The organism is Methylobacterium sp. CB376 (assembly GCF_029714205.1).
GTDB lineage: Bacteria > Pseudomonadota > Alphaproteobacteria > Rhizobiales > Beijerinckiaceae > Methylobacterium.
Window position 1 is genome coordinate 3,587,830 of the sequence record NZ_CP121648.1, and the last position, 25,058, is coordinate 3,612,887.

22 protein-coding genes and 2 pseudogenes are annotated in these 25,058 nt (G+C 73.4%); 11 read left to right on the plus strand and 13 right to left on the minus strand.

Features of this window, described 5'->3' with window-relative positions; genetic code table 11:
* Positions 1 to 36: 36 nt before the first annotated feature.
* The 3 genes from flhB to QA634_RS16320 all read left to right on the plus strand — a co-directional run bounded on the left by flhB (position 37) and on the right by QA634_RS16320 (position 2,459).
* Complete coding sequence (gene flhB, locus QA634_RS16310; protein ID WP_012333023.1) at positions 37 to 1,101, plus strand: flagellar biosynthesis protein FlhB; 1,065 nt, start codon at positions 37 to 39, stop codon at positions 1,099 to 1,101.
* A complete protein-coding gene (locus QA634_RS16315; RefSeq protein WP_236728679.1) occupies positions 1,101 to 1,544 on the plus strand; it encodes a hypothetical protein in 444 nt (147 codons plus the stop codon). The genes flhB and QA634_RS16315 overlap by 1 nt, the downstream gene beginning before the upstream one ends.
* A gap of 240 nt (positions 1,545 to 1,784) precedes the next feature.
* Complete coding sequence (locus QA634_RS16320; protein ID WP_012333025.1) at positions 1,785 to 2,459, plus strand: response regulator transcription factor; 675 nt, start codon at positions 1,785 to 1,787, stop codon at positions 2,457 to 2,459.
* Between the two features lie 592 nt (positions 2,460 to 3,051).
* Here the strand turns inward: QA634_RS16320 and QA634_RS16325 are convergent.
* The 6 genes and pseudogenes from QA634_RS16325 to fliF form a co-directional block, all read right to left on the minus strand.
* Positions 3,052 to 3,606: a transglycosylase SLT domain-containing protein gene (locus tag QA634_RS16325; protein ID WP_012333026.1), complete on the minus strand. Its 555-nt coding sequence runs from the start codon at positions 3,604 to 3,606 to the stop codon at positions 3,052 to 3,054.
* Positions 3,557 to 5,569, minus strand: coding sequence for a flagellar hook-length control protein FliK (locus QA634_RS16330; RefSeq protein WP_012333027.1), 2,013 nt, complete (start codon positions 5,567 to 5,569; stop codon positions 3,557 to 3,559). Before QA634_RS16330 ends, QA634_RS16325 begins: the two co-directional genes overlap by 50 nt.
* A pseudogene (locus QA634_RS16335) lies at positions 5,566 to 6,717 on the minus strand (chemotaxis protein); the annotation flags it as partial. The gene QA634_RS16330 and the pseudogene QA634_RS16335, both read right to left, overlap by 4 nt.
* A gap of 183 nt (positions 6,718 to 6,900) precedes the next feature.
* Positions 6,901 to 8,241 (minus strand): MotB family protein, encoded by a 1,341-nt coding sequence (locus QA634_RS16340; RefSeq protein ID WP_283027509.1) that lies wholly within the window; start codon positions 8,239 to 8,241, stop codon positions 6,901 to 6,903.
* Position 8,242: 1 nt separating this feature from the next.
* Positions 8,243 to 8,905 (minus strand): hypothetical protein, encoded by a 663-nt coding sequence (locus QA634_RS16345; RefSeq protein ID WP_012333030.1) that lies wholly within the window; start codon positions 8,903 to 8,905, stop codon positions 8,243 to 8,245.
* Complete coding sequence (gene fliF, locus QA634_RS16350; RefSeq protein ID WP_012333031.1) at positions 8,905 to 10,623, minus strand: flagellar basal-body MS-ring/collar protein FliF; 1,719 nt, start codon at positions 10,621 to 10,623, stop codon at positions 8,905 to 8,907. Before fliF ends, QA634_RS16345 begins: the two co-directional genes overlap by 1 nt.
* A gap of 353 nt (positions 10,624 to 10,976) precedes the next feature.
* Between fliF and rimO the strand changes: the two genes are divergently transcribed.
* A complete protein-coding gene (rimO, locus tag QA634_RS16355) occupies positions 10,977 to 12,302 on the plus strand; it encodes a 30S ribosomal protein S12 methylthiotransferase RimO (RefSeq protein ID WP_012333032.1) in 1,326 nt (441 codons plus the stop codon).
* 20 nt (positions 12,303 to 12,322) lie between these two features.
* Here the strand turns inward: rimO and pncA are convergent, their stop codons facing one another.
* Both pncA and QA634_RS16365 read right to left on the minus strand, forming a co-directional pair.
* Positions 12,323 to 12,955: a bifunctional nicotinamidase/pyrazinamidase gene (gene pncA / locus QA634_RS16360; protein ID WP_012333033.1), complete on the minus strand. Its 633-nt coding sequence runs from the start codon at positions 12,953 to 12,955 to the stop codon at positions 12,323 to 12,325.
* Positions 12,952 to 13,926, minus strand: a complete 975-nt coding sequence (locus QA634_RS16365; RefSeq protein WP_012333034.1) for a quinone oxidoreductase family protein — start codon at positions 13,924 to 13,926, stop codon at positions 12,952 to 12,954. Before QA634_RS16365 ends, pncA begins: the two co-directional genes overlap by 4 nt.
* Positions 13,927 to 14,047: 121 nt before the next feature.
* Between QA634_RS16365 and QA634_RS16370 the strand changes: the two genes are divergently transcribed.
* A complete protein-coding gene (locus QA634_RS16370) occupies positions 14,048 to 15,256 on the plus strand; it encodes a UbiH/UbiF family hydroxylase (RefSeq protein ID WP_012333035.1) in 1,209 nt (402 codons plus the stop codon).
* 283 nt (positions 15,257 to 15,539) lie between these two features.
* Complete coding sequence (locus QA634_RS16375) at positions 15,540 to 16,598, plus strand: patatin-like phospholipase family protein (protein ID WP_012333036.1); 1,059 nt, start codon at positions 15,540 to 15,542, stop codon at positions 16,596 to 16,598.
* Between the two features lie 74 nt (positions 16,599 to 16,672).
* On the opposite strand, the gene QA634_RS16380 is transcribed toward QA634_RS16375, so the two are convergent.
* Complete coding sequence (locus QA634_RS16380) at positions 16,673 to 17,104, minus strand: CBS domain-containing protein (RefSeq protein ID WP_012333037.1); 432 nt, start codon at positions 17,102 to 17,104, stop codon at positions 16,673 to 16,675.
* Between the two features lie 142 nt (positions 17,105 to 17,246).
* On the minus strand, positions 17,247 to 18,068 hold the full coding sequence (locus QA634_RS16385; RefSeq protein WP_012333038.1) for a rhomboid family intramembrane serine protease: 822 nt from the start codon (positions 18,066 to 18,068) through the stop codon (positions 17,247 to 17,249).
* 465 nt (positions 18,069 to 18,533) lie between these two features.
* Here QA634_RS16385 and QA634_RS16390 point away from each other — a divergent pair, with 465 nt between their 5' ends.
* Together QA634_RS16390 and QA634_RS16395 are read left to right on the plus strand one after the other, a co-directional pair.
* The gene (locus QA634_RS16390) at positions 18,534 to 19,124 is read left to right on the plus strand and encodes a PAS domain-containing protein (RefSeq protein ID WP_012333039.1); all 591 of its coding nucleotides are present in this window, start codon (positions 18,534 to 18,536) and stop codon (positions 19,122 to 19,124) included.
* An 82-nt stretch (positions 19,125 to 19,206) separates the two neighbouring features.
* On the plus strand, positions 19,207 to 19,836 hold the full coding sequence (locus QA634_RS16395) for a PilZ domain-containing protein (protein ID WP_012333040.1): 630 nt from the start codon (positions 19,207 to 19,209) through the stop codon (positions 19,834 to 19,836).
* 32 nt (positions 19,837 to 19,868) lie between these two features.
* Here QA634_RS16395 and QA634_RS16400 read toward each other — a convergent pair.
* The 3 genes and pseudogenes from QA634_RS16400 to QA634_RS16410 form a co-directional block, all read right to left on the minus strand.
* A pseudogene (locus tag QA634_RS16400) lies at positions 19,869 to 20,093 on the minus strand (transposase); the annotation flags it as partial.
* A gap of 122 nt (positions 20,094 to 20,215) precedes the next feature.
* Positions 20,216 to 21,892, minus strand: a complete 1,677-nt coding sequence (locus QA634_RS16405) for a formate--tetrahydrofolate ligase (protein WP_012333041.1) — start codon at positions 21,890 to 21,892, stop codon at positions 20,216 to 20,218.
* A gap of 179 nt (positions 21,893 to 22,071) precedes the next feature.
* Complete coding sequence (locus QA634_RS16410) at positions 22,072 to 23,427, minus strand: aspartate aminotransferase family protein (protein ID WP_012333042.1); 1,356 nt, start codon at positions 23,425 to 23,427, stop codon at positions 22,072 to 22,074.
* 155 nt (positions 23,428 to 23,582) lie between these two features.
* Between QA634_RS16410 and QA634_RS16415 the strand changes: the two genes are divergently transcribed.
* The 3 genes from QA634_RS16415 (at position 23,583) to QA634_RS16425 (ending at position 25,043) form a co-directional block, all read left to right on the plus strand.
* Complete coding sequence (locus tag QA634_RS16415; protein ID WP_012333043.1) at positions 23,583 to 23,885, plus strand: hypothetical protein; 303 nt, start codon at positions 23,583 to 23,585, stop codon at positions 23,883 to 23,885.
* Positions 23,886 to 24,130: 245 nt separating this feature from the next.
* Positions 24,131 to 24,361 (plus strand): DUF6894 family protein, encoded by a 231-nt coding sequence (locus QA634_RS16420; RefSeq protein ID WP_150108840.1) that lies wholly within the window; start codon positions 24,131 to 24,133, stop codon positions 24,359 to 24,361.
* A 115-nt stretch (positions 24,362 to 24,476) separates the two neighbouring features.
* Complete coding sequence (locus tag QA634_RS16425) at positions 24,477 to 25,043, plus strand: hypothetical protein (RefSeq protein ID WP_012333045.1); 567 nt, start codon at positions 24,477 to 24,479, stop codon at positions 25,041 to 25,043.
* The last annotated feature ends 15 nt before the right edge of the window (positions 25,044 to 25,058 follow it).

A 25,058-nucleotide genomic window follows, 5' to 3' on the forward strand; every position in this document is an offset into this window, starting at 1 on the left:
CCTCCCCCGACCCGCGGCGCGGGAGCGTGACGCCGCATGGCCGACGAGACCGATCAGGAGAGCAAGACCGAGAGCCCGACCGAGCGCCGCGTCCGCGAGGCGATCGAGAAGGGCGACGTTCCGGTCTCTCGGGAGGCGTCGGTGCTCGCCTCGGTGATCGGCCTGCTGATCGCCCTGACCCTGTTCGTGCGCGGGCAGGCGGCCACGCTCGCCCGCGAGTTCGTGCCCCTGATCGATCAGCCCCGGGGCTTCACCCTGGAGAATGCGCGCGACGCCACGCTGCTGCTGCAGAGCGTCGCCATCGCCGCCGGCCGCTTCCTGCTGCCGGTCCTGGCCATCCTGGCGGTCTGCGGGCTCGCCGCCTCCATGCTGCAGAACCTGCCCCGCTTCGTCGGCGACCGCATCCAGCCGAAATGGTCGCGGGTCTCGCCCGCCTCCGGCTGGAGCCGCATCTTCGGCCGCTCGGGCCAGGTCGAGTTCCTGAAATCGCTCTTTAAGTTCCTCACGATCACTGTGGTCTCCCTGCTGCTGCTGCGCTCCGAGCGGCACAAAGTGCTGAACGCCATGACCGTCGATCCGAGCCAGGTACCGGAACTGATCCTGTCGATGGCGATCCGCCTCGTCTCGGCGGTCAGCATCGCCACGATCGTCCTCGTCGCCGCCGACCTGATCTGGGCCCGGCTGCGCTGGCAGCGCTCGCTGCGGATGTCCCGCCAGGAGACCAAGGACGAGCACAAGCAGATCGAGGGCGATCCGCTGGTCAAGGCCCGCCTGCGCTCGCTGGCGCAGGACCGCACCCGCAAGCGGATGCTGGCGGCGGTGCCGCGCGCGACCGTGGTGATCGCCAACCCGACCCACTTCGCGGTGGCCCTGCGCTACGAGCGCGACGAGAACCCCGCCCCGCTGGTCGTTGCCAAGGGGCAGGACCTGATCGCCCTCAAGATCCGCGAGATCGCCGAGGCCAACGGCATCCCGGTGATCGAAGACAAGCCTCTGGCAAGATCGCTCTATGATAGTGTGCAAGTGGATCAGTTGATCCCGGCTGAGTTTTACCGCGCTGTGGCTCAGATCCTGTTCTATGTGTTCGCGAGGTCGCGATGATGGCCCAAGCCTCTGACATGCCTGCCGGGATGCCGGCCGCGGCCAGCCTGCTCCAGGCGGCGGAGTGCATCTTCGCGCACGAGATCCGCGACTTCATCGCCGAGTTCTGCCTGCTCGACGGCGGCGTGCTGATCGGCTGGGTGCGCGACGACCGCCACGGCAACATCGCCGACCTCGTCGCCTCCTCGGCCGAGCCGTTCTTCAAGGAATCCACCCTCACCTACGCCGACGCGGCCGACGTGAGCTTCTCCTGGGGCCGCTCGCCCACCGTCGTCCTCGACATGGAGTTCGGCAGCGAGGCGATGACGGTCTTCTTCAAGCTCGTCCTCGACGGCACCTACGTGGGCGTGGCGATCGACCGGATCCTGGCCGGCCCGGGCCTCGGCCTCGACCTGGAGCGCTTCGCCGAGGTGCTGACCCGGGCGCGGCTCGCGCCCGCCTGAGCCCAGGGGCGATGCCCCTGTGGCAGCTTTGCCCCGTTGTTGCATCGCTGCCATTGACCGAATCACCCACCCCGGACATGATCGTTCAAGAAGGGTTTGCAGCCTCCTTCGACCGACCATTTCCCCGCCGGAGAAGTTCTCGCCGTGGCCGCCCCAAGGGGGCCGGGCCCGCGTGCCGAGCTGCCGCCGGGACATGGACGGAGGATGACTGCCGAAAACGATGCACCGGGTCCCCGATCCATGTACATTTTCGTCGATGACCGGCCGACGGTGACGAGCGGCTACGCGGCGAGTTTCGAGCGGGAGGGCGTTTCGTCCCTCGGGCTGATGGGCGAGGAGTTCAAGAACTGGTTCAGCGCCGCCTCGGCCTGCGACCTCGACGCCATCCAGGGCTTCCTGCTCGGGGATTTCGCCGACCGCATGGCCTGCGCGAGCCTGATCCGGCGGCAGTCCCGCGCGCCGATCATCGCGCTGAGCGACGTGAGGACCCTCGAGACGACCCTGCAGCTCTTCACCGCGGGCATCGACGACGTGCTCGGCAAGCCGGTGCACGTCCGGGAGATCCTGGCCCGCTCCGAGGCGATCTGGCGCCGGGTCAACGGCGAGACGCAGCCGGCCGGCGAGCAGGGCGAGCGCCTGAAGGTGCATTTCGACGGGCGCGACCCTGAGGTCGACGGCGAGACCCTGCCCCTGCCCCGGCGCGAGCGCAGCATCCTCGAGTACCTCGTCCGCAACCGCGGCCGCCGCCTGACGAAGGCGCAGATCTTCAACGCGATCTACGGCGTCTACAGCAACGAGGTCGAGGAGAGCGTGGTCGAGGGCCACGTCAGCAAGCTGCGCAAGAAGCTCCGGGAGCGGCTCGGCTACGACCCGATCGAGGCCAAGCGCTACATCGGCTACACGTTCGTCGGCTGAGCGCGGCCCCGCGCGAAGGGGTCTCGCCTGATCGGTTCAGCGCCGCGATCCGGCAAGGCCGACATCGGCTGCCCGGGCTCTGGCCGCGCGGGTCCGGCCTGGGGAGGGGAGCCTGGGGACCCCGGATGGGTGATGACGGCATCGGCGGGTTTTCATGCCGGCCCGATCACCGGGAAGCCGCGCGACGCCGATCCCGCGCCGATCCGACCGGAAGCCCCGGAAGTCGAGGTGACCGCCAAGCTCCGTCCGATTCTGCGCGGATCAGGCGGAAACCCCATCACGCGCCGTGCGGTCCGCGTGCTTGGCGCCCGCGGTGATCCGGGACCAGCTTGACCCAAGCGGATCCCGGATCACGCGCCTGCGCGGCGCCTGAGCGCGGCGCCTGAGCGCGGCGCCTGAGCGCGGCGCCTGAGCGCGGCGCCTGAGCGCGGCGCCTGGGCGAAGCCGACATCCGCATGGCCGAAATGGGAGATGGCGAAGCCATCAACCGGATGGCGTATGACGGACCGCGTCCGCCAGCACCCCGGTCCCGGTCCTCCGGGCTCGCCGCGCGTGAGGGGAGCGCGCCGCTCGCGGGCGCGCCGGGCGGGCCCTACTGGCAGAAGGCCCGCGCCTGAGGCGTCCAGGTGCCGAAGCCGGTCGCCACCATGTTGGTGATGACTTGGCAGACATACTGCTTCTGGGCGGGGTTGTTGTTCGGGCCGGCGTGATAGCGCGCCACCGCGAGCGTCCAGGTGCCCTCGCGGGCCTTCAGCTCCTTGAGGAACCGCGTCGCGTATTCGACATTCGCTTTCGGATCCAGCATCGCCTCGACGGAGCCGAACTTGGCCCCGTGGAAGTGATGGTTGATCTGCATGCAGCCGAGATCGATCAGCCGGGCGCCGCGGCGCCGGGCCTCGTCGAACTTGGCGCGCACGTCCGCGACGCTGCTGCCGAAATACGGCTTCCCCTCGATGTTCATGGCGAAGGGCTGCAGCGAGCCGCGCTTGCCGCTCTCGGTGAGCCCCACCGCGTAGAGCATGCCGAGCGGCACGCCGTGCCGCGTCGCCGCCTGCGCCATCTCGCGCTCGCAGACATTGGCGGCGACCGGCCCGGCGCTAGAGATAAACGCCGCTGCGGCCAGAATTGGACTGCGAACCCGTCTCATCCTGCGTGTTCCCTCGCGCTCCGGCGCGCTGGTCGGCACCCGCCTCCTGGCGGCGGGCCGGGTGGTCGGACCCGTCGGCGAAGGAAGGCTGTCCGCCGCCCGGCGCGCCGAACCCTCCGCTCCCTGCCGGGGACGCGAAGCCCTGCGGGCCGCTGCCCCGGGAATCCGCCGCCTGGATGCCGATGCTGTCGGGCCGGTATCCGGCCTCCCGCAGCAGTCCGGCGAGGAGGTCCGCATCCTTGCGCAGCATCTCCGCCGTCTCGGCACGGCTGGTCTTGAGACTCATGTCGAGCTGCCCGTCGCGCAGGCGCATCGTCACCGTGACCGAGCCGAGATCGGCCGGTCTCAGCTGGAGCGTCAGGATGCGCAGCGGTCCGGCCGCCATCGCGGTGCTCGGTCCGCCCTGCGCGTCGAGAGAGGCCACGAGGTGCGGCAGCGTGGCGGAGGGCAGGGCGCCCGAGGGCGGCGCGCCCGGAGGAGGTGCGGATGACGGCCTCGCGGCCGCACCGGCCGCATTCACCGGCAGGGCGAGCGCCCCCGGATCGCCCGCGTCGCCCGGGCGCGGCGCCTCGGCCGGGAACCCGGCAGCCGTCATTCCCGCGACAGGTTCGGCGGCCACCGTCGGCGTCCCGGCATGCGCGCGGATCGGCGCACGGGCCTCCTGGCGCCCGCCCTCGGCGGCCGCCGGCGCGACAGGACCGGCCTTGGCCGGCCCCGGCGCGTCCGTGCCGCCGAACCCGTCCCCTGCCCGATCGCCGACGGCCCGGTTCTCGCCCGCGGCGCCGGAGTCGCGGCCGGCCCGACCGCCGGGCCCGAGGGGCCGCGGCGCGATCCCCGCGCGGGCCGACGGGCCCGCCACCGGCTGCGACGCGGCGGGCGCGGAAGCTGCCGGCCGCGCGCCCGCGTCGCCCGCCGGAGCCGACGCGAGGGCGGCCTGCGGCGACGAGGAGGATCCCGCCGCCTGCCTGCTCGCGGGCAGCTCGGGGACCGGCGCCGCGGAGGCCAGGAGGGCGGCCGAGCCGGCCGCATCCGGCCGGGGCGCCGTCGCGGGCGCTGCCGCATCGCGGGCGGGTGCGGAGGAATCCTGGACCCGGTTCGGCCACCCGGTCGTCGCGGTGGCGCTCGGCGTGGCGAGGGCCCTCGCCGGCCCCCCTGCGGCCCAGGTCGGGTCGGTCGAAGGCGCGTCCGCGCGCTGCGGGCGCGACGGCCCGCTCGCCGCCCCGGTCGGACCGGAGGGCCGCGGGGCGCCCACGCCGGCGCGTCCGCCCGCGGCACCGGACGCAGCGAGGGCGTCGGGCCGGAGCAGGCGCGGCGCGGCCTCCCCGGCCGGAGGCGGCTCGGCCTCCTGGGTGAGGGCGGCGAGCGCCGCGACGGGATCCCCGCCGGCCTCGGGCCCGGCCGCCAGCAGCTGCGGCATGACCGGGTTGAAGTGGGTTTCCTGCGCCAGGACCGTCGCAGGCGGCAGGACGGTCGCGACCGGCGCCGGCCCGGTGCCGGGCGCGAGCAGCGCCGGAGGCTGAGCGGGGACCGCCGGCGCAGCCGTCTGATCCGCGGCGGCGACCGAGGCGGACGCGCCGAACGCGCCGAGCTGGGCCGCGAGGGCGGCCACGGCTTCCTGCGCGAGCGCGGCGGTGAGGGCATTCGCGACATCCGGCCGCTCCGGCGCCGTCGCGGGTGCGGGGCCCGGGGCCTCGGTCGAGGCGGCGCCGTCCCCCTCGCCGGCCGCCAGCGCGCTGAGGCGCTGCAGGAGCGCGGCGGCCCGTTCCTGCTTCGGCGGCGCCGGCGCGATGAGGGCGGCCGGGCCCCGGGCCGGCGCGTCGCGGCGCTCGTCCAGGGCATCGAGCACCGTGTCGAAGCTGTCCTGGCCGGAGGGGGCCCGGCCATCCCCGTCCGAGGATCCCCGGCCGGACGTCGCGTCGACGGCGATCCGGATCAGGCCGTGGAGGCTGTCGAGGGCGTTCATGGGCGCGTCCTCCGCATCATGTCGTCGATCTGTTCGATCGCCTCCTGGGCGCGGGCGATCGTCTTGGCCTGGGGGACGGGCCGCTTGCCGTCGGCGGCCTCCTCGGGAGGAGTCGCGGGAGCGGGCGGCAGGTCGCGGCGGATCTGCGCCGCCGTCGACAGGGCGGCGTCGAGCAGACCGGCATCCGCGCTCGGCAGGGCCGCGCGGTCCAGGCTGCGCAGCACCGCGTAGGCGCCGTCGAACCCGTCCGGCGTGGCGATCGCGGCCGCCGCCCGGTAGAGCCGGGCCTGGGCCGCCCTCACGCTGCCGGCCTCGACCAGGGCCGCCGCGCGGTTGGCGGCGAAGACCGCGGCCCGCATCTCCCCCTGCTCCACCGCCGCCCGGGCGACGAGCAGGTAGAGGTCGCCCCGCCCCTCGGGCTCGATCTCGGCCAGCATCGCTTCCAGGCGCCCGATCCGGACCGGGTCGTCGCCGTATTTGAGGCGGGTGAGCGCCGCGGCGAAGCGCTGGCGGAAATTGCCCGCGTAGACCGAGTGCCGGAAGCGCCGCAGGTACTGGATCGAGAGCGCCTCGAAGCGCGGGATGTTGCCCGCCTGGGCGAGGACGAACACCTCGCGGCGCAGCGCCCCCTCCTCCACCAGCGTGCCCGGGGCGAGCAGCCGGGCGAGATCGAGGAGCCGGAGGGCCTGATCGGGATTCTCGCGCACCACCAGGGCGGATTGCGCGAGGGCGACCTGGCCGCCGAGGCTGGCCGGAAGGGTCTGCGCGTCGAGCTTGGTGAGCACCGTGCGGGCGTCCCTCTCGCGCCCCTCCAGGAAGGCGAGGGCTCCCTGCAGGAGCGGCGCCTCGGAATCCGGCAGGCTGCCGGCCTCGATCACGCGCCGGAGCACGCCCGGCCCGCCGCCGGCGAGCGCGAAGGTCACGGCGGCCTGCACGTTGGCGGGCTTGCCCCAGGTCTCCGGTTCGAGCCCGATCAGGCGCTGCTCGATATGCGCGATGAGCTGGCGCTGGGCGAGGTGGGCCTGGGTGCCGCCGCGGGCGATGCGGTCCTGAAGGAGCTGCAGCGTGCGCACGAGCTCGACCGACAGGCTGCGCGGCGCGACCGGCAGCGGCGCGACGACCGCCGCGGCGGCGGAACCGCCGTGCCCGCCACCGCCGCCCGCCGCCGGAGGGCTCGCCGCGTGGCCGGAACCGGCCGCGCCCTCGGCCTTGCCGTCGCCGTGGCCGCCCGCCCCGCCCCCCCCTCGCCCGCGCGGCGCCGGCGAGGACCAGGCCGCAGAGCAGGGCCAGCGCGACGGGCCGCCCGAGGGCGCGCGGGACCCTCTGGCCCGTCACTCGGGCTTCTCCCGCAGCAGGATCTCGATGCGCCGGTTCTCGGCGGCCATCGGATCGGAGGGATTGCGCGGCTGCCGGTCGGCGTGGCCCTCGATCCGGACGATGCGGCGCTCCGCGACGCCGCCGCGGATCAGCATGTAGGCCGCCATCTGCGCCCGGGCGCTCGACAGGCGCCAGTTGTCGTAGCTCTCCGACTTGAACGGGCGCGCATCCGTGTGGCCGCGCAGGACGATCTGGCCCGGCCGGCTGCTCAGCACCTTGGCGATGCGCTCCAGGGCCTTGACCACCTTCGCCTGCGGCTCGGCCGAACCGACGTTGAACATGCTGAAATTGAGCTCGTCCGTGATGCTGATGAGCGTGCCTTCGCCGGTGCGGCGCACCTCGACCTTCGGGGCCGGTGCTCCGGTCGCGAGGGGCTGGACCGCCTTCAGGACCTCCGCCTTGAGCTCGGCCAGGGCGGCGTTCTCGCCCGGCTCCGCGGCCTTGGCGTCGACCGGCGCGACGGCCGCGGGCTTGACCTCCGCGGGCTTGGCCTCCGCGGGCTTGGCCTCCGCAGGCTTGGCCTCCGCAGGCTTGGCCTCGGCGGGTTTGGCCTCGGCGGGTTTGGCCTCGGCGGGTTTGGCCTCGGTCCGCTCCGGCTTCGCGCCCGGCGGCTTGAGCAGGTCGGCGATCTCCTTCGGCACCAGGTCCAGCCCCGTCCGACCCTCGCGCGCCGCATTCGGCAGCGCCGCCCTGGCATCGACGCGGCTGGGGGTCTTCGCCACGGTGTTGATCGGGCCGGGCGTCTCGCTGCGCGCCTGCGGCAGCGGGGCGACCTGCCAGTAGAGCGGGTCGAAGGGGTCGCGGGCCGCCTCGCCGCCGGTCACGCCCGGCTTGCCCTCCTGGACGGTGACCGCGTCGGCCGAGGAGGCGTCGCCGGGCCGCTCCGCATCGGCCTCGGCGGCGAGCTTCGCCAGGACCGCGTAGGGATCCTGGAACAGGGCCGCCTCCTTGGCGCGGCTGGCGGAGCCGCTCGTCGAGGAATCCTTGCCCTTGCCCTCGCCGCCCTTGCTCTCGCCGGTCTTGCCGGGCTCGCCGCTGTCGCTCGGCGCGTTGGTCGGATCGCGCAGCCCCTTCTTCTCGGGGGACATCTCGGCGAGGCGGATCGGGTTGAAGTAGTCGGCGATCGCGCTCTTCGTCTCCTTGCTGGTCGAGTTGACCAGCCACAGCACCAGGAAGAGCGACATCATGGCGGTCATGAAGTCGGCGAGCGCGATCTTCCAGGCGGCGCTGTGATGGCCGTCCTCGTCGTCGCCGCGGCGACGGACGATGATGATCTCGTGGGCCTCGTCCGCCATCTCAGGCCTCCGTCACCGCCGCCGAGAGCAGGCCGGTCCAGGCGGCGAGCTGCGACTCGATCACCGCGTCCTCCGCCGTCACGGTCACGTCCGCCCCCTGCGCGGGCGCGAAGGCGATCCCCTGCGCCTGCGGGCCGAGCGCCGCCGCGAGCGCGTCGAGCAGGTCCTGCGGGCCGCTCACCCGGACGGCCGGCTTGGCGGCATCCGCGAGGAGCCGCGCGATCGCGTCGCGCAACTCGGCGACGGCGCGGGCGCGCACCGCCTCGCCGAGAACCGGCAGGAGCAGGTGGGCCAGGCGCGCGGCCAGCCGGGCCTCGATCTCGCCCGTCGCCCGGATCAGCGCCGCCGCGAGGACCTGGCCCTCCTCCTCGGCCCAGGCCCGGCGGGATTCGCGCATCTGCGCGTCGGCGACGGCCTGGGATTCGGCGAGGGCGGCGTCCAGGGCGGCGGCGGTCTCGGCCGCCGCCTGGGCCCGGCCGAGCCTCCGGCCGCGCTCCTCGGCCTCCCGCAGCAGGGCCTCGCGGTCCTCCGCCGGGGGCGGGGGCGGGGGCGGCTCCGCCGAGCGGCGCGCGGAGCGCAGCAGGACGGCGAGGGGCTCGGCCTCGGCGGCGGCGGAGGTCTCCGCCGAGAAATCGGGCAGGTAGCGGGCGAAGATCGCGGTCATCAGGCCGGCTCCTCACGCATCAGCCAGCGCTTGAGGATGTTGGCGGCCTGCTCCTCGTCGAACTCGATCATCTGCTCCAGCTTCTTCTGCGGCGAGGAGTTCATGCGGTTGGTGAGATCGTCGATCAGGCTCGCCATGACGGGCGGGCCGAGCTGCGCGGGCCCCGGCGTGCCGCCCGCGGCCGCGAGGGCCGCCGCCTCCGGCGAGCCTTCGAGCAGGCCCGCGGCGGCACTCCCGGCCTCGGCGCCCGGCAGCGCCGGCACCGCGCCTGCCGCGCCCTCGGCCGCGAGGGCCGCGATCTCCTGCTCGGCCGCCGGGACTTCCAGGATGGCCCGGAGGGCCGGGCGCAGGCCGAACCAGATCAGCAGGGAGGCGACGACCAGGATGGTGGCGGCGTTGATCAGCGTCGCCGACTGGCGCATCAGCACCTCGGTCAGGCTGAGCGGCGGCACCGGCTCGAGGGGCGCCCCGTCGTTGACGAAGCCCACCGCCGCGACCTTGACGTGGTCGCCGCGCTCCTTGCTGAAGCCGGCCGCCGAGGCGACGAGCTGCTCGATCTCGCCGATCTGCTGGTCGATCGCGGCGGGCGGCGCGTTGGGGCCGGCGAGCGAGGACAGGCGAGACTTGTTCACCAGCACCGCCACCGAGATCTGCTTGATCCCGTAGCCGTCGCTCACCGTCTGGATGGTCTTCGAGGAGATCTCGTAATTGGTGAGGTCCTCGCGCTTCTGGGTCTCGGTGCTCGACGTGTCGTTCCCGTCCGAGCGCGTGCGCTGGTCGGGCAGGTTCTGCTGGGCCGTGGTCGGCCGCTGCGAGGAGCGGTTCTGCGAGTTCTCGGTCTCCCGCGTCGCCTTGACGGAGCGCTCGACCCGCTGGTCGGGGTTGAAGATCGTCTCGTTGGTGCTCGTCTTGTCGGTGTTGAGCCGGGCCGCGACGCTGACCTCGAAATTGCCGACGCCCAGATAGGGCGTCAGGGTGCGGCGGATGTTGTCCTGGATCTCGCGGTTCACGAGCTTCTCCAGGTTCGCCATCTTGCCGGTCGGGGCGTTGCCGACGTCGTCGCCGGAGAGGAGCAGCGTCCCGTCGGTGCCGATCACGGTGACGCGCTCGGGCTTCATGCCCGGGATCGCCGAGGCGACGAGGTGGCGGATCGCCTGGGCGCCGCTGCCGTCGTCGGCCGGCTCGGTGCGCACCACCACCGAGGCGGAGGGCGGCTGCTGCTCGCGCCGGAACGAGCCGCGATCCGGCAGCACGATGTGGACCCGCGCCGCCTTCACGCCCTTCATGGTCTGGATGGTGCGGGCGATCTCGCCCTCCAGGGCGCGCACCCGCGTCACCTCCTGCATGAAGGAGGTGAGGCCGAGGGAGCCGAGGTCGTTGAACAGCTCGTAGCCGGATTTCGAGCTCTGCGGCAGGCCCTTCTCGGCGAGCAGCATGCGCGCCTGGGCGGTGTGCCCGTAGGGGACCAGCACGGCGGTGCCGTCGGTGCTGACGTCGAAGGGGATGTTGGCGTCCTTCAGCACCGAGCCGATGCGGCCGACATCGTCGCGGCTCAATCCCCCGTAGAGGGTCTCCTGGGCGGGGCGGCTGAGGTAATAGGCGCCGAGCCCGACCGCGAGGAACACCGTCAGCCCGATGATGCCGAGCGCCGCGAGGCGCCGGGCGCCGAGCTCGATGATGTTGTTCCAGAGCCTCTCGGCCTGTTCGCGACCTGACATCGATGAACCGCCCTCGGGGTGAGACGATGGGAGCCTGATCGCGCCCCATGTTGGGGGTCAGCCTTGTGCGGAGGTTGCGCGGATCCCCCGGCGGCAGAGGGCGGCCGGCGGGTGCGCCCCGCCGGGGCTTGCCACGGCCCTGCGGGGCTTGCCACGACGCCCTGCGGGGCTTGCCGCTGGGCTTGCCGCGGGGCCCTGCGGGGCTTGCCGCGGGCCTGCGGGGCCCGCCGCGCGGGTGCGCGCTCGGGCCTCGCGTGACGCGCGCGCGCCCTCGTGCTATGGCGCCGCCCCGAACACCCTCCCTCCCCCGATCAGGCCTGCTCGCGCTCCTCCCGCCGCGGGGCGGGCGAGCGATGCATCCCCTGATGAGTGCTGCCCCCAAGATCTCCTTCGTGTCGCTCGGCTGCCCGAAGGCCCTCGTCGATTCCGAGCGGATCCTCACGCACCTGCGCGCGGAGGGGTACGAACTCGCCCGCAAGCACGACGGCGCCGACGTCGTCATCGTCAACACCTGCGGCTTCCTCGATTCCGCCAAGGCGGAATCCCTGCAGGCGATCGGCGAGGCGATGGCCGAGAACGGCCGGGTGATCGTCACCGGCTGCATGGGGGCGCAGCCCGAGGAGATCCGCGAGCGCTACCCGAACCTGCTCGCGGTCACCGGCCCGCAGGCCTACGAATCCGTGGTCGCGGCCGTGCACGAGGCGGTGCCGCCCGCGCACGATCCCTACCTCGACCTCGTGCCGCCCCAGGGCGTGAAGCTGACGCCGCGCCACTACGCCTACCTGAAGATTTCCGAGGGCTGCAACAACCGCTGCACGTTCTGCATCATCCCGTCCCTGCGCGGCGACCTCGTCAGCCGCCCGGCCGGCGACGTGCTGCGCGAGGCCGAGAAGCTGGTGAAGGCGGGCGTCAAGGAACTCCTCGTCATCTCCCAGGACACCAGCGCCTACGGGGTCGACCTGCGCTACGCGGCGAGCCCCTGGCGCGACGGCGAGGTGCGGGCGCGCTTCGTCGACCTCGCCCGGGCCCTCGGCGAGCTCGGCGTCTGGGTGCGCCTGCACTACGTCTATCCCTACCCGCACGTGGACGAGGTCATCCCGCTCATGGCGGAGGGCAAGGTGCTGCCCTACCTCGACATGCCGCTCCAGCACGCGAGCCCCTCGGTGCTGCGGCGCATGCGCCGCCCCGCCAACCAGGAGAAGATGCTGGAGCGCATCCGCGGCTGGCGCTCGGTCTGCCCCGACCTCGCCATCCGCTCGACCTTCATCGTCGGCTTCCCGGGCGAGACCGAGGCCGAGTTCGAGGAGCTGCTGTCCTGGCTCGCCGAGGCGAAGCTGGAGCGGGTCGGCTGCTTCCCCTACGAGCCGGTCCGGGGCGCCGCCGCGAACGAGGTCGCGCCCCCGGTCCCCGACGAGGTCAAGGCGGAGCGCTACCGCCGCTTCATGGAGGCCCAGGCCGCCGTGTCGCTGCGGCTGCAGAGGGCCAAGGTCGGCAAGCGCCTGCCGGTGATCATCGACGAGGCCGGGCCGACCGTCGCCAGGGGCCGCTCCAAATCCGACGCGCCGGAGATCGACGGCAGCGTCCACGTCGCCTCCCGGCGCCCGGTGCGGGCGGGCGACATCGTCACGGTGAAGATCGAGCGCGCCGACACCTACGACCTGCACGGGATCGCGGTCTGAGCCGCGAGAACCGCGGCGGCTCAGCCGCCGATCGCCGCGAGGGACACCCGCGCGACACCCGCGCGCGCCATCGCCTCCCAGGCGCGCGCGAGCGAGCCCGCCTGATCGATCCCCCGGCAGGCCTCCTCGACGACCACGGCCTCGAACCCGGCCGCCCGCGCGTCGAGGGCGCTCCAGCCGACGCAGAAATCCGTGGCGAGCCCGCACAGCACGACCCGCGCGAGGCCGCGCTCGCGCAGGTAGCCCGCGAGCCCGGTCGTCGTGCGCCGGTCCGCCTCAAGGAAGGCCGAGTAGCTGTCGATGCCGGGCCGGTAGCCCTTGCGGATCACCAGTTCGGCCCCGGCGAGATCGAGCCCGTCCGCCAGCGCCGCGCCGGGCGTGCCCATGACGCAATGGTCCGGCCACAGCACCTGCGGGCCGTAGGCGAGGTCCAGGCTCTCGAAGGGCGCGCGGCCCGGGTGGCTCGACGCGAAGGAGGCGTGGCCGGGCGGGTGCCAGTCCTGGGTGAGGACGACGTGCCGGAAACGCCGTCCGAGGTCGTTGATCGGCCCGAGCACCGCGTCCCCGTCCGGCACCGCGAGGGCGCCGCCGGGGAGGAAGTCGCGCTGGACGTCCACCACCAGGAGGACGTCGGTCTCGGCCGGAACGATCACGGGATCAGCACGGTGGCGCCGGTGGTCTGGCGGCCGGCGAGGTCGCGGTGGACCTGCGCGGCCTCGGCCAGCGGCACCCGGCTGTGGACCGGGATCCTCACCGCGCCGCTCCCGACGACCCCGAACAGGTCATCCGCCATCGCCTCCAGGCTCGCCCGCTCGGCCACGTGCGTGAACAGCGTCGGCCGGGTGGCGTAGAGCGAGCCCTTGGGCCCGAGCAGCCCGATGTTGAAATTCTCGATCACGCCCGAGGCGTTGCCGAAGCTCACGAACATGCCGAAGGGCCGCAGGCAGTCGAGGGAGGCCGGGTAGGTCGCCTGGCCGACGCCGTCGTAGACCACCGCGCAGCCCTTGCCGCCGGTGATCTCCTTGACCCGGGCCGCGAAATCCTCGTCGCGGTAGAGGATGACGTGGTCGCAGCCGTGCTGCTTGGCGAGTTCCGCCTTGTCCCGGGAGCCCACCGTGCCGATCACCGTCGCGCCGAGATGCTTGGCCCATTGCGTGGCGATGAGGCCGACGCCGCCCGCCGCGGCGTGGAACAGGATCGTGTCGCCGGGCTGCACCCGATAGGTCTTGCGCAGCAGGTACTGGGCGGTGAGCCCCTTGAGCATCATGGCGGCGGCCGTGGCGTCGTCGATGCCGTCCGGCACCTTGACGGCCATCCGGGCCTCGATCACCGCCTCCTGCGCGTAGGTCTGCGCGGCCGAGCCGTAGGCGACCCGGTCGCCGACCGCGAGGCCGGCGACGCCCTCGCCCACCGCCACCACCTCGCCGGTCCCCTCGTTGCCGGGGGTGAAGGGCAGCTGCGGCGCCTTGTAGAGGCCGGAGCGGAAGTAGATGTCGATGAAGTTGACGCCCACCGCCCGCTGCCGCACGCGGATCTGGCCCGGGCCGGGCGCCGGGAGGTCGACCTCCTCGTAGCGCATCACCTCGGGGCCGCCATATTCGTGCACCCGGATCGCCTTCGGCATCGGATCCTCCCGCCCTCGTCTCTCGAGCCGGGCGGATCATAGGTGCCGCGACGGTTTCGGCAATGGCGCCGGGCGCGGACCGCCCCCATCTTGCCCGCAAGTCATCCTGGGGAGTGTCGGCGTGGGCGAGGCAGAGAATCCCGACTTCGAGGTCGCCGTGGTGGGGGCGGGCGCGGCCGGCCTGGCCGCGGCCCTCGCCCTGTCCCGCGACGGGCTGCGCACCGCCCTCCTCGGCCGGCACGCCCCGGTGGCGGACGGGCGCACCGTCGCGCTGCTCGACGGGTCGGTGCGCTTCCTCGGGGCGCTGGGAGCCTGGGAGGCGATCGCGCCCTCCGCCGCCGCCCTGGCCGAACTGCACCTCATCGACGACACAGGCAGCCTGTTCCGACCGCCGCCGGCCCGCTTCGTCGCGGCGGAGATCGGCCTCGGCGCCTTCGGCTGGAACGTCGAGAGCGCGCGCCTGGTCGAGGCCCTGCGCGCCTGCGCCCGCGCGGCGCCGGGCCTGACCCTGATCGAGGAGGACGTGGCCGGCGCCGCGCCGGCAGGCGGGGCCGCGACCGTCACGCTCGAAGGGGGGGCGCAGGTGCGGGCCCGGCTCGTCGTCGCCGCGGACGGCGCCCGCTCGCCCCTGCGCGAGGCGGCCGGGATCCCGGTGCGGCGCTGGGACTACCCGCAGGCGGCGCTCACCACCATCCTGTCCCACGCCCGCGACCACCGCGAGATCTCGACCGAGTTCCACACCCGGCAGGGGCCCTTCACCCTGGTGCCGCTCCCGGGCGGGCGCCGGTCGAGCCTGGTCTGGGTGACGGCGGCCGAGAAGGCGGAGCGGCTGCGCGGCCTCGACGACGCGGCCCTCGCCGCCGCCGTGGAGCGGCGGGCCCAGGCCCTGCTCGGCCGCATGGCGATCGACGGGCCGCGCGGGGTCGTGCCGATGCGGGGCCTCCTCGCGACGCGCCCGGTCGCGCCCCGCCTCGCCCTGGTCGGCGAGGCCGCCCACGTCTTCCCGCCGATCGGCGCGCAGGGCCTGAATCTCGGGCTGCGCGACGCCGCGGCCCTGCGCGACCTGCTGGTCGAGGCGCGGCAGGGCGGCGCGGATCCCGGCGGCGAGGCGCTGCTCGGGCGCTTCGCCCGCGGCCGGGCGCTCGATGCCCGCCTGCGCAGCGGCGCCGTCGACGCCCTCAACCGCAGCCTGCTCTCGGGCCTGCTCCCGGCCGACCTCCTGCGCGGCGCCGGACTCCTCGCCCTCTCGACCATCGCCCCCCTGCGCCGCGCGGTGATGCGCGAGGGCATCCTGCCCCGCTTCGGCACGCCCCGGCTGATGCGGGCCTGACGCCGCCCCCTCCGCTCCTTGCCCCCCGCTCCTTGCCGCCGCGCCTTGCCGCTCGCTCCATGCCCCGCCGCGAGCGCCCTGCGCGGCCGGGCCGGGCGCCCGCCAGGACGGCCCGGCCGGCACGGGTGAGCCGGCAAAAAATCCCGCGCCGAAAGTCTAGGACGGAGCGATGAAACCCCTGTCGTTGAGAATCGATTGATAGATCCGGCGCAGACTGGTTTCCAGTAATGCCCGCTTGGCACGGGTTCCGCAGGGCAAGCGGACGTCACGGGAGTCGAACGTCATGATGTGGGACGGCCTGGGTCTCTTTTCGGCAGGGCCGACCCGTCGCCTCGCGGATGCGGGCGGCGGGGGCGGGGGCGCGAGCCTCTCGGACGAGCCGCCCCGGCCCGGGCCCCGCCCCCGCCGCCCCAAGCTCGGCCTCGCCCTCGGAGGCGGCGCCGCCCGGGGCTGGTCGCATATCGGCGTGATCGAAGCTCTGGAGGAAGCGGGATTCGGGATCGACGTGGTGGCGGGCTGCTCGATCGGCGCCGCCGTCGGGGCCTGCTACGCGGGCGGCAAGCTCGCCGCCCTCAAGGAGTTCGCCCTCTCGCTGACGAAGCGCCGGGTGATGGGCCTGCTCGACTTCCACCTGAGCGGCTCCGGCCTCATCGCGGGCGAGCGGCTGCGCCAGTTGCTGGAGCGCGACCTCGGCGGGCAATGCATCGAGGCCCTGCCCGTCACCTTCGCGACCGTCGCGACCGAACTCGGCAGCGGCCACGAGATCTGGCTCACCCGCGGCGGCGTCGTCGAGGCGGTGCGCGCCTCCTACGCGCTCCCGGGCATCTTCGACCCGGTCAAGGTCGGCGGCCGCTGGCTGATGGACGGGGCGCTCGTGAACCCGGTGCCGGTGACGGTGGCCCGCGCCCTGGGCGCGGACGTCGTCCTGTGCGTGAACCTCAACGGCGACATCCGCATCCGCGGGACCGTGATCCAGGCGCATGGCGGCGACGCGAGCGTGGTCGAGGCGGCCGCGAACGAGGCTGTGGAGACCCTGACCGAGGCGCCGCGCCGCTGGCCGCGGCTGCGCGCCCAGCGCGCGCCCAAGCCCCGGCTCGACCCCGGCATGCCGGGGGGCATCGCCAGCGTGATGGTGGACGCCTTCAACATCACGCAGGACCGGATTTCGCGCTCGCGCCTCGCGGGCGACCCGCCCGACGTGATGATCAACCCGAAGCTCGCCCAGATGGGCCTGTTCGAGTTCCACCGGGCCGAGGAGTGCATCGAGCTCGGGCGTCAGGCCGCCCGCAAGATGCTCCCGGAGATCCGCGAAGTCGTGGCCGCCGCGGCCCTTCCGGGCTGACGGCCGCCCGCCGCGGCCCTCCCGGGCCGCCCGCCGGACGCGCTTCCGGCGCGGCGGCCGGCGCGGCGCGGGCGTCAGGCGGTGGCGATGTATTCCCGCAGGGCCTGCTGCTCGGCCTCGACCAGGGCGATGCGGTGCTTCACGACGTCGCCGATCGAGACGAGGCCGACGAGGCGGTCCTCCTCCACGACCGGAACGTGGCGGAAGCGCCCGTCCGTCATCAGCTCCATGACCTCCTCGATGGCGGTGCCGCGGGTGCAGGTGACGACGCGCCCGGTCATGTGGCGCGAGATGGAGTGATCGAGCGCCTCCGCGCCGTGGCGGGCGACCGCCCGGATGATGTCGCGCTCCGAGATGATGCCCAGCACCGAGAGGCCGGCATCGCTCACCACGAGGGCGCCGATGCCCTTCTCGGCGAGCAGGGTCGCCGCCTCGGAGAGCGTGCGGTGGGGCTGCACCGTCACCACGGTGCGCCCCTTCTGGGACAGGATACGCGCAACGGTCATCGCTTCCTCCTCGTCCGGATCCGGCCTTCCCTCGCCGCCTCGCCGGGCGGCCGGGCCGGATTGTCGTTCCACCCCGAGTGTGTGGTCAGCCGCGTCACCTTGCAACCTCGACTTCCCGACAGGCCGCGCTCCTCCGCAGCGTTCAGCGGCGCCGGGGCTCCAGCAGCGGCAGCAGGACGAAGCCGGCCAGGAACCCGCCGAGATGCGCGTCCCAGGCGACGCTCGCGTCGCTGATGCCGAGGGGCACCGCGAGCAGGCCGAAGAGCAGGTTGGTGACGAACCAGATCACGAGGAACAGGGCGGCGGCGCGGTTGCGCAGGAGTTCCGGGATGGTCTGCAGACGGGACGGGACCGGGCGCTGCCAGGGCAGCAGCCCCGGCGCCGCGCCCGCATCGGGCACGGGCTGGAAGACGAAGCGGGTCGCGGCCGCCATCAGCCCGGAGACGCCCGCCGAGGCGCCGACGAGGGGCAGCGAACTGAGCGGATCGAGCAGCACGTGCAGCGCCCCGCCCGCGACCGTCGCGGCGAGCGCGATGGCGCAGAAGCGCCACGCGCCGCAGCGCCGCGCCACCGGGGTGCCGAAGGCCGCCAGCCAGAGGCCGTTGAGGAGGACGTGCGCCCAGGAGCCGTGCAGCAGCCCGTAGGTCACGAAGGTCCAGGGCATCGCGGCGTTCTCGGCCACGATGTAGTTGGCGAAGGCCGCGCGCGCCTGCACCTCCAGGGGGCTGCCGGGCCAGGAGGCGGCGGCCCGCACCACCTCGTCCGCCCGGCCGGGATCGAGCGCGAGGGTCGCGCGGGCCGGCACCAGCGCGAGGTCGACGAGGAGCGTGATGTCCCAGGTGTCGGGGATCAGCACCCGGCCCGCCTGGATCAGGACGAGCAGGCCGACCGCGGCCGAGACCACGCCCGGCATGTTGAAGACCGGCACCCGGGGCGGGCGCGGCAGATCGGGGGTCGCATCCATTCCGCTACCGTGACCGTCCGGCGGCGCCGCCGCAAGCCGGCGCGACGACGGAGCGCCGGACAAAAAGGGAAGCCGGCGCGACGGCGCGCCGGACAAAAAGAAGGGAGAGCGTTGCCGCTCTCCCTTGATCGGGGCGGTCGCGCGGGGAATACCCCGCGTGGACGATGTCCGGACCGTGACGACGCGGGCCGAATCGGCCCCCGCCCCTGCTGCGGCAACCCATAGGGCGAGGCAGGCCGCCGCGCCAGCCCCACGGCGCCCGTCCGCGTCGAAATTGTGGCAGCGCGCGCCCGAGATCACATCGGCGCGGCGTTAACCTTACGAGAACGTTGCGCTCCATCCCGCCTGAGGCGCGGCATAGGCTCTGCTCCATCGAATCAGGCCTGGCCGCGCCCGCCTCACGTCGCGCCAAGTCATCCCGAAGCCGACAGGGCCGGATCCGGGCCTGTGCCACGACGAGACACCATGAAGCACCCGACCAGCGCCCTGCTCCACGCCTACTGGAACGGCCTGCGCGGCGCCCGCGCGGCGCCGGAGCGCGCCGAGATCGAGCCGGGGGAGATCCGCCACATCCTGGCCGACAGCCTGATCCTGGAGATCGAGCCGGCGCTGCAGCTGGCGACGATCCGCCTCGCCGGAACCCGCCTCTGCGCGCTGTTCGGGGGCGAGCTGCGCGGCCGGCGCTTCCAGAGCCTGTGGGGGCCCGGGGCGGCCTCCGATCCGTGGCGGCTCGTCGACGTGGTGGTGCAGGAGACGGTCGGGGTGGTGGTCGGCCTCGTCGGCACCACGGACGAGGGCGACGCGGTCGATCTCGAATTGCTGCTCCTGCCCCTGCGCCACCGCGGCAAGACCCAGGCGCGGGTGATCGGCTCCCTCTCGGCGGGGAAGTCGCCGAGCTGGCTCGGCCTGCGGCCGATCACGGCGCTGCGCACCGTCTCGCTGCGCGTCCTCACCGGGGCGGAGCGGCAGGACCCGGACCACCCGCCCGAGCCGGCCAACGACCACGATCAGGCGCGCCGGCCGCGGCTCGTCCTGCATCGGGGCGGCCGTCACTGACCGGGCTCCGGGCATTTCGTTAAGGTTTGGGGCTCACAAAAGCGAGGGTTCCAAGGCCGATTTCCCGCAGGTCACCTCGACCATGAGCACCGTTGCGAGCCCGTCCGTCTCCCGTGCCCGGCTGCTCGCCGCGCAGGCGTCGGATCGGCGCCGCCACCACCGGGTGACCGTCTCGCTCCTGGGGCGGTACATGCTGTCCGACCGCCGGGAATATCCCTGCCAGACCGTGGACATCTCCCCGGGCGGGGTGCGGCTGGTCTGCGCCGTGACCGGCGAGGTCGGCGAGCGGACGGTGATCTACCTGGAGCATCTCGGCCGGATCGAGGGGACGATCGCGCGGGTGCTGCCGGACGGGTTCGCGGTGGCGATCAGCGCGACCGCGCACAAGCGGGAGAAGATCGCCTCGCAGCTGACCTGGCTGGCCAACCGCGCGAGTCTCGGCCTGCCGGAGGACCGGCGCCACGAGCGCGTGGTGCCGCGCCAGACCGCCGTCACGCTCCGGCTCGACACCGGGGTCGAGGTGCCCGCGCGCCTGATCGACGTGTCGCTGTCGGGGGCCGCCCTCGCCTGCGACCTGCCGCTCGCGATCGATTCCGCTCTCCTCGTCGGGCGCACGCCCTGCCGGGTGGTGCGCCAGTTCAGGGGCGGCATCGCGGTGGAGTTCCGCCTGCCGATCTCGCCCGACCGCTTCGACGAGAACCTCGTCCTCTAGGGTCTCAACCCATTCAAGATATTACGATTTCCGCCCGTCGCCGTGACGAGGTCATCGACGGACCGGGTCGAGACCCCGTGCATGTCGGCCTCCGGGATCACGGCCGTGAGCGCCTTCTCGGCCGTGCGGCGCGGCTCCAGGAAGCTCGGCAAGGAGCGGCCCTTGCGCACGGCTGCCCTTGCGCAGCGGCTGCCCTTGCGCAGCTTGGGGATCGCAAGCGCGATGCGCCCGGCCCGCGCCTCCCACGCCCGCTCGCGGGTCGCTGGTGCGGTGGGGGAGACGCTGTCCGGACGATCACGTCCGGACAGCACGTTCGCCCGACGGCCCGCCGCGACGCAGAGACCGGCCCCGCCCGCGACGGGCGGGGCCTGCCCCGGGCTCAGAACAGGCCCTCGATCTGCCCGTTCGCGTCGAGGTAGATGCCCTCGGAGGCCGGCACCTTGGGCAGGCCCGGCATGGTCATGATCTCCCCGCAGATCACCACCACGAAGCCGGCCCCGGCCGAGAGGCGCACGTCGCGCACCGCCACCACGTGGCCGCTCGGCGCCCCGATCAGGCCGGGATCGGTCGAGAACGAGTACTGGGTCTTGGCCATGCAGACCGGGAGCCTGCCGTAGCCGTCCTTCTCGAACTGGGCGAGCTTGGCGGCGGCCTTCGACTCGACCTGGATGTCCGCCGCCCCGTACAGCGTCTGGGCGATGGTGCGGATCTTGTCGGTGAGCTTGGCCTCTTCCGGGTAGACGAAGTTCGGGGTCGCGGGCGCGCCGCCCTCGGCGAGGGACACCACCGCCCGGGCGAGATCCTCCGCCCCCGCGCCGCCCTCCGCCCAGTGGCGGCAGGTGATCGCCTGGACGTCGAGCCTGTCGCGGCACAGGGCCTTGAGGGCGGCGTGCTCGGCCTCCGTGTCGGCGTGGAAGTGGTTCACCGCCACCACCACCGGGAGTCCGAAGCGGCGCACGTTCTCGACGTGGCGCTGGAGGTTGGCGAAGCCCTTCTCCAGGGCCGCGACGTTCTCCCCGCCGAGCGCCTTCTTCTCGACGCCGCCGTGCATCTTGAGGGCCCGCACCGTGGCCACGATGACCACGGCGCTCGGCGACAGGCCGGTCTGGCGGCACTTGATGTCGATGAACTTCTCGGCGCCGAGATCGGCCCCGAACCCGGCCTCCGTGACCGCGTACTCGCCGAGGCGCAGGCCCGAGCGGGTCGCGATCACCGAGTTGCAGCCATGCGCGATGTTGGCGAAGGGGCCGCCATGGATCAGCGCCGGGCTCCCTTCCAGGGTCTGGACGAGGTTCGGCTGCAGCGCGTCCTTGAGCAGCACCGTCATGGCGCCCGTCGCCTTCAGGTCGGCGAGGGTCACGGGCTTGCGCTCGCGGCTCTCGGCGACGACGATCCGGCCGAGCCGCGCCTCCAGATCCGCGAGGTCGCGGGCGAGGCAGAACACCGCCATCACCTCGGAGGCGACCGTGATGTCGAACCCGTCCTCGCGCGGGTAGCCGTTGGCGACGCCGCCGAGCGACTGCACGATCGAGCGCAGCGACCGGTCGTTCATGTCGACGACGCGCCGCCAAGCGACCCGGCGCGGGTCGATGCCGAGTGCGTTGCCCCAGTAGATGTGGTTGTCGATCAGCGCCGCCGCGAGGCTGTGGGCCGAGGTGATGGCGTGGAAATCGCCCGTGAAGTGGAGGTTGATCGCCTCCATGGGCACGACCTGGGACCTGCCGCCGCCGGCCGCGCCGCCCTTCATGCCGAAGCAGGGGCCGAGCGAGGGCTCGCGCAGGCAGATCACCGTCCGCTTGCCGATCCGGTTCAGCGCGTCGCCGAGACCGACGGTGGTGGTGGTCTTGCCCTCGCCCGCGGGGGTCGGGCTGATCGCCGTCACCAGGACCAGCTTGCCCTCGGGCTTGGCCTCCAGCGAGGCGATGTGGGCATGGTCGATCTTGGCGATGTGCCGCCCGTAGGGGTGCAGGGCCTCGTCCGGGATGCCGAGCGTCTCGGCGATGGCGCTGATCGGCTGCAGGGTGGCCGCGCGGGCAATCTCGATGTCAGTCGGCATGGAACCCGAGTGTTGTTCTGGAGAAGTCGGCGTGGCGTTCGCCATAGCGGCACCTTATGCTGCCGCGGTGACTTCGGGCCAGACTAAATCGGTTGATCACCCGCGTCAGAAATTTCTAACGCAGGCGCGGCAAACTTGGACTTTGGTCCGAGATCGCCCCCGCGCGGCGGGGGCGGGGCTCAGGCCACCGCCCGGATCACCCGGCCGAGCTTGTCCACGAGTTCCCCGATCTGGTCCTCGCCGATGACAAGGGGCGGGGTCACCGCGATGGTCTCGCCGGTGATGCGCACCATCAGGCCGAATTCCTGGAAGGCCCGGTCCATGGCCTCGAAGGCCCGCGCCCCGGCCGCGTCCGGGCGGGAGGCGAGGTCGATCGCGCCGACGAGGCCGAGGGCGCGGATGTCGAGCACGTTGGGCAGGTCGCGCAGGCTCATCAGGCCCTCGGCCAGCACCGGCTCCAGGCGCCGGGCCCGGGCGAAGAGATCCTCGTCGCGGTAGAGGTCGAGCGTCGCCAGCGCCGCCGCGCAGGCGAGCGGATGCGCCGAGTAGGTGTAGCCGTGGAACAGCTCGATGGTGCGCTCGGGCCCCTGCATGAAGGCGTCGTAGATGCCCTTGCGCACGAGGACGCCGCCCATCGGCACCGTGCCGGAATTCACCGCCTTGGCGAAGGTGATCATGTCCGGAACCACGCCGTAGCGCTCGGCCGCGAAGGCGTGGCCGAGCCGGCCGAAGCCCGAGATGACCTCGTCGAAGATCAGCAGGATGCCGTGCCGGTCGCAGATCTGCCGCAGGCGCTGCAGGTAGCCCTTGGGCGGCGGCAGCACGCCGGTCGAGCCGGCCATCGGCTCCACGATCACCGCCGCGATCGTCGAGGCGTCGTGCAGGGCCACGATCCGCTCCAGATCGTCGGCGAGATGCGCCCCCCATTCCGGCTCGCCCACCGTGAAGGCCTGGTGCTCGCGCGCGTAGGTGTGCGGCAGGTGGTCGACGCCCGCCAGCAGCGTGCCGAACATCCTGCGGTTGGTGACGATGCCGCCCACCGAGATGCCGCCGAAGCCGACGCCGTGATAGCCGCGCTCGCGGCCGATCAGGCGCGTGCGCCCCCCCTGCCCGCGGGCGTTCCAGTAGGCGAGCGCGACCTTGAGCGCGGTGTCGACCGCCTCCGAGCCCGAATTGCAGAAGAAGACGTGGTCGAGGTCGCCCGGCGCGAGGGCGGCGATGCGCGAGGCGAGCGCGAAGCCCCCGGCATGGCCGAACTGGAAGGCGGGGGAGAAGTCGAGTTCCGCCGCCTGCGCCTGGATCGCCGCCACGATCGGGTCGCGGTTGTGGCCGGCATTGCAGCACCACAGGCCGGCGACGCCGTCGAGGATCGCGCGTCCGTCCGGCGTGTAGTAGTGCATGTCCTTCGCGCGGGCGACCATGCGGGGCTTGCGCTTGAAGGCGCGGTTCGCCGTGAAGGGCAGCCACCAGGCGTCGAGGTCGTTCGGCGCCAGCGCGTCGTTCGCCGCTCTCAGGGTCGCCGCGTTCGTCGTCATCCACCTTCTCCCGCGTGTTCGCCCGGGACGCTACCAGGGGCGCCGCGGCGACGCAAAAGCCCTGCCGTTAAGCATCCGGGCCGATCCGCGGCGCGCGGTCAGGCGGCGTTGAGGTTTGGCGGCGAGGCTCGGCCCCGGGGATCTCGGAGGGCCGGATGGGGTTTGTGCTGCGCGCCGGGCTGGTGATCGGCCTCATCGCCTACGCCTCGGCGCCCGACCGCCCGGAGCGGCCCGGCACCGCGGCGGCGGAGGCCGGAAAGCTCCTCGACGCCCTGCCTGCCGACCTGCGCGCCCGAGCCGCGCGCGAGGCGCAGGCCGGCCTCGCCCGCGCCGCCGGCGACCAGCTCCAGGCCCGCCTGCAGGCCCGGCCGCGCGAGGCGCCCCCGGCCCGCGACGAGCCGGCATCCCCCGTCCCGGTCCCCGCAGCGCCGCACCCGGCCCCGATGCGGGCATACTGATATATCAGCCGACTGCCAGATTTTCCTGGTTGTGGCCCGGCGCGGTTATGCCAAATACCAGATATACACTCGCCGGGCGTGCCCCAACGGCGGTTTGCCGCCGTCGCTTGGCGAAGATCCTTACTTATGTCAGGGTAGATCCGAACCCGAAGGTCGTGAGGACGCGCTGCCGGGTCCGCCCGACCGGGTCGGAAAGCAGGCAGCCGCGGCCGACGGGCCTGGGTTGGATGATCAAGCCGGTTTCCGTGCCCCGCTATTTCTTCGACGTGAAGGACTCGACGCTGAGCGTTCCCGACGAGGCCGGGCTGGAATGCCGCGACCTCGGCGACGCGCACCGGCAGGCCTGTGCCCTGATCGTCGACGCCATGACCGGCCCCGAACCCCTCGCCCTCGAATGGCAGAACTGGCGCGTCGAGGTGCGCGACGAGGCGCGCAGCCTCCTGTTCAGCGTGCCCTTCCCGGGCGAACGCGCCTGAATCCGGGGCAGAAACCCGTTCACCCTCTCGCAAAGGATCGCAACTCGGCGAGTTGCGTTATACTGTGGGGGAGTTATCTGGTGAGCGTGGGTTGCGTAGGTCGGGAATGGCGTCAATGGGGGAAGCCGGGGAGCAGGTCGGCGACGAGACGGTGAGGAGCGCGCTCGACACGGTGCTGCGCACGCCGTGCTTCGCCCGCTCCCCGAAACTGGCGAGTTTCCTGCGCTTCGTGGTCGAGGAGGAACTGGCCGGGCGGGGCGCCGCCCTGAAGGCCTACACGATCGCGACCCGCGCCCTGGGCCGCGGCGGCGACTTCGACCCGAGCCTCGATCCGAGCGTGCGGGTCGAGGCGGGGCGCCTGCGCCGCACCCTCGAGGAGGCGCATGCCCTCGCCGGACCGGGTCTCGGGGTGCGGATCCGCATCCCGGTCGGGACCTACCGGCCGCAATTCGAGCCGGTCGACGTCCCCCGGCCGGTCCCGGCCGCGGAGCTCCCGGAGGAGGCGGTGCCGCCGCCCCGCCTGGTCATCGCCTTCAGCCCGCGCGGTCAGGCCGCGATCATCGCGCTGCTCTCCGGCATCCTGCTCCTGCTCTGCATCGAGGTCGGGCTGATGCTCGGCGGGGCCGCCTCCCCGGACCGCGGCGCCGGGCGCGCGACGAGCCTCGCCGAGCGCCTGCGCTGACGCGGCCCGGTCACC

Coding starts and splice junctions, on each gene's coding strand:
- flhB (WP_012333023.1), top strand. CDS start 37: ATGGCCGACGAGACCGATCAGGAGAGCAAGACCGAGAGCCCGACCGAG.
- QA634_RS16315 (WP_236728679.1), top strand. CDS start 1,101: ATGGCCCAAGCCTCTGACATGCCTGCCGGGATGCCGGCCGCGGCCAGC.
- QA634_RS16320 (WP_012333025.1), top strand. CDS start 1,785: ATGTACATTTTCGTCGATGACCGGCCGACGGTGACGAGCGGCTACGCG.
- QA634_RS16325 (WP_012333026.1), bottom strand. CDS start 3,606: ATGAGACGGGTTCGCAGTCCAATTCTGGCCGCAGCGGCGTTTATCTCT.
- QA634_RS16330 (WP_012333027.1), bottom strand. CDS start 5,569: ATGAACGCCCTCGACAGCCTCCACGGCCTGATCCGGATCGCCGTCGAC.
- QA634_RS16340 (WP_283027509.1), bottom strand. CDS start 8,241: ATGGCGGACGAGGCCCACGAGATCATCATCGTCCGTCGCCGCGGCGAC.
- QA634_RS16345 (WP_012333030.1), bottom strand. CDS start 8,905: ATGACCGCGATCTTCGCCCGCTACCTGCCCGATTTCTCGGCGGAGACC.
- fliF (WP_012333031.1), bottom strand. CDS start 10,623: ATGTCAGGTCGCGAACAGGCCGAGAGGCTCTGGAACAACATCATCGAG.
- rimO (WP_012333032.1), top strand. CDS start 10,977: ATGCATCCCCTGATGAGTGCTGCCCCCAAGATCTCCTTCGTGTCGCTC.
- QA634_RS16365 (WP_012333034.1), bottom strand. CDS start 13,926: ATGCCGAAGGCGATCCGGGTGCACGAATATGGCGGCCCCGAGGTGATG.
- QA634_RS16375 (WP_012333036.1), top strand. CDS start 15,540: ATGATGTGGGACGGCCTGGGTCTCTTTTCGGCAGGGCCGACCCGTCGC.
- QA634_RS16380 (WP_012333037.1), bottom strand. CDS start 17,104: ATGACCGTTGCGCGTATCCTGTCCCAGAAGGGGCGCACCGTGGTGACG.
- QA634_RS16385 (WP_012333038.1), bottom strand. CDS start 18,068: ATGGATGCGACCCCCGATCTGCCGCGCCCGCCCCGGGTGCCGGTCTTC.
- QA634_RS16390 (WP_012333039.1), top strand. CDS start 18,534: ATGAAGCACCCGACCAGCGCCCTGCTCCACGCCTACTGGAACGGCCTG.
- QA634_RS16395 (WP_012333040.1), top strand. CDS start 19,207: ATGAGCACCGTTGCGAGCCCGTCCGTCTCCCGTGCCCGGCTGCTCGCC.
- QA634_RS16405 (WP_012333041.1), bottom strand. CDS start 21,892: ATGCCGACTGACATCGAGATTGCCCGCGCGGCCACCCTGCAGCCGATC.
- QA634_RS16410 (WP_012333042.1), bottom strand. CDS start 23,427: ATGACGACGAACGCGGCGACCCTGAGAGCGGCGAACGACGCGCTGGCG.
- QA634_RS16415 (WP_012333043.1), top strand. CDS start 23,583: ATGGGGTTTGTGCTGCGCGCCGGGCTGGTGATCGGCCTCATCGCCTAC.
- QA634_RS16425 (WP_012333045.1), top strand. CDS start 24,477: ATGGGGGAAGCCGGGGAGCAGGTCGGCGACGAGACGGTGAGGAGCGCG.